We start from the raw sequence: 2,228 nt of genomic DNA, 5'->3' as shown, positions 1-2,228 counted from the left end.
GGTTTCATCGCCATTCCACGACGACCGCCTCCTCGATGGGAAGGCGCTGGAGAGCGTCATCGGCGTCTCCGACGCGCTCGATGCGGGCACACACGAAACCGTCGATGTCGAACTGTTCGACGTGAAGGGAACGGAGTTCGACTCGAAGATGCTCGAGGAGGATGCCACGCTCATCGCCATGCCTCAAGTTGAGCAGGGCCGGACCGAGGTAGTACACCTCCAGGTGTGGCGGCGGCGAGTACACCATCCGGAACGGTCCCTTGGTCGTCTCGAATATCGGGAAGATGCCGACCGGTTCCTGCCCTTTGTAGCCGACGAGGAACCGCACCTCGGCGTTCGCCGTTTCCGCGAGGTGCGTGAGCGCCTCGCGTCGATGAAACGGGGTCGTTTCCTTCGATTCGTCCACGAACGAGTTCCATCGGTCGAGCGTGCTGTCGTCCGCTTCTTTAACGTCTATCGTCATGCGTATCACTCCAAATAGCCGAGTGCCGTCAGTCGGTTCTCCATCGATTCCTCAGATGCGGTCGGTTCGCGTCCGTCCTCCCGCACTTCTTCCTTCCGCTCGCGTCCGCCCTCCCGCCGCGTCGGGTACGAACGTTCCCGATGGGTTCCGCGGAGGACAACACTTCGCCGTCCATCTCGGTGCTCGTCGGCACGCCGAACAGCGCGAGAACGGTAGGTGTCACGTCGAAGAGGTGGGCGTCCCCGAGCGGGTCGTCGATGCCGTCACCCGCCATGGCGACGACGCCGTTTCGCTTGTGGTTCCACGGTTGGCCGGGCGCGGCGAACTCGTCCCCCGAAAGCTCCGCGGAGAGGAAGTGGTCGAAGTCGGCCGGAACCGTGACGATATCGACCGCCCGGTCCGCATCCGGGCCGTCGAAGTACGCTTCCCGACGTGCCACGTCCTCGAACAGCGGCTCGCCTTCCGGCGTCTCGACGCCTTCGAGGAGGGAGATGAGTTCCGTCCGGAGCGGTTCGTATCGCTCCGGTGGGACGACGCCGTTCGGGTCGCGGCCCGCCAGATTGATGCGGACGCCGCACTCGATTCTGGCCCGCATGTACGCCGTCGAGGCCGGGAAATCGACCTGCCTGCCGCTCGCCCGGACGACCCCCGCGGGAACGTGTTCGGACGCAAAATCGCGGAGGCCGACCGCCGACAACAGCTTTCCCGCCCGTGCCGTCGTGAGGCCGCACTTGGCAGCGAGGGCGGTCACGCGCCGAAGCAAGTTCGGGTCGTCCGCGTCGCCGTTTCGAAGCCGCGACTCTCGCGTCGGAACCCACGAGGGCATTCCGTCGCCGCCCTTCGACACGTCCACGTACCCGTGTTTTGCGAGGAATTCGTTGACGTAGAATCCCGTGCCCGTCATCTCGCCCATCCCGTGGTCGCTGACGACGAGAACGGTGTCCGGGTCGGTCGCGTCGAGGACCTCGCCGACCTGCTCGTCCACCGCTTCGTACACCGCCCGAACCGTCTCCCGCTCGCCGGGGAACTCGTGGAACACGGTGTCCGTCTGCTGGAACTGCAGGAACCCGAAGTCGGGGTCGAACCGGTCCGCGAGGAGGCGGAACGCCTCACCGCGCATCTCTACCACGTCGCGGTACTCGGCGGCGGCCTCCTCGGGCGGGAGGTCCGTCGTTTCGGGGTAGACGCGGTAGTCCCCGATTTCCTCGCGGAGGTCGGAGAGCAGGTCCGGCGGGTGACACGCCGGGGAGTCGGGGGCCATGTACCCCGGCACGAGCGCGCCGTCGAACTCGCGCGGCGGGTGCGTCACGGGCACGTTGACGACGACGCTCGTGAATCCGTGCTGGGAGAGGTGCTCCCAGACGGGGACAGCGCGGACGTCCGACCCGTCCACGACGCTCCAGTCGTAGCCCTCGTAGTCCAGAAAGCTGAACACGCCGTGTTTTCCGGGGTTGACGCCGGTGAACAGCGACGGCCACGCGCTCGGCGTCCACGGCGGCAGTTGGGATTCGAGCGGACCCGAGACGCCGCCGTCGAATATCGAGCGGAGGTTCGGAAGCGCCCCCGCGGAAAACAGCGGTTCGAGAATCGGCAGACAGGCCCCGTCCAGTCCGAGCACCAGCGTTCGAAGGCCGTCGTTGTTACCAACGTCTCCATCGACGCCCTCGTTGTTACCGATGTCTCCGTCGCTGCCATCGCCACTACTGTCGTTGCCGCTCACCGCTCCTCACCCCCTTCGTCGGTGGTCGGAAGCCTGATCAGCGGT

1 protein-coding gene and 1 pseudogene are annotated in these 2,228 nt (G+C 66.2%); both read right to left on the bottom strand.

All coding sequences use genetic code 11. The annotated features are described in order from the left end of the window. Nucleotides 1-4: 4 nt before the first annotated feature. On the bottom strand, nucleotides 5-463 hold the full coding sequence (locus BG842_RS31485) for a hypothetical protein (RefSeq protein WP_254663064.1): 459 nt from the start codon (nucleotides 461-463) through the stop codon (nucleotides 5-7). A gap of 5 nt (nucleotides 464-468) precedes the next feature. Next, nucleotides 469-2,141: pseudogene (locus BG842_RS10575) on the bottom strand (alkaline phosphatase family protein). Nucleotides 2,142-2,228 lie beyond the last annotated feature (87 nt).

Source organism: Haladaptatus sp. W1, from assembly GCF_001723155.1.
Lineage (GTDB): Archaea > Halobacteriota > Halobacteria > Halobacteriales > Haladaptataceae > Haladaptatus > Haladaptatus paucihalophilus.
Note: the sequence above shows the minus strand (reverse complement) of the source record. Positions and strands in the feature narration are given on the sequence as shown.

Excerpts from the sequence above, each read along its gene's own strand:
- BG842_RS31485 (WP_254663064.1), bottom strand. The coding sequence starts at position 463 with ATGACGATAGACGTTAAAGAAGCGGACGACAGCACGCTCGACCGATGG.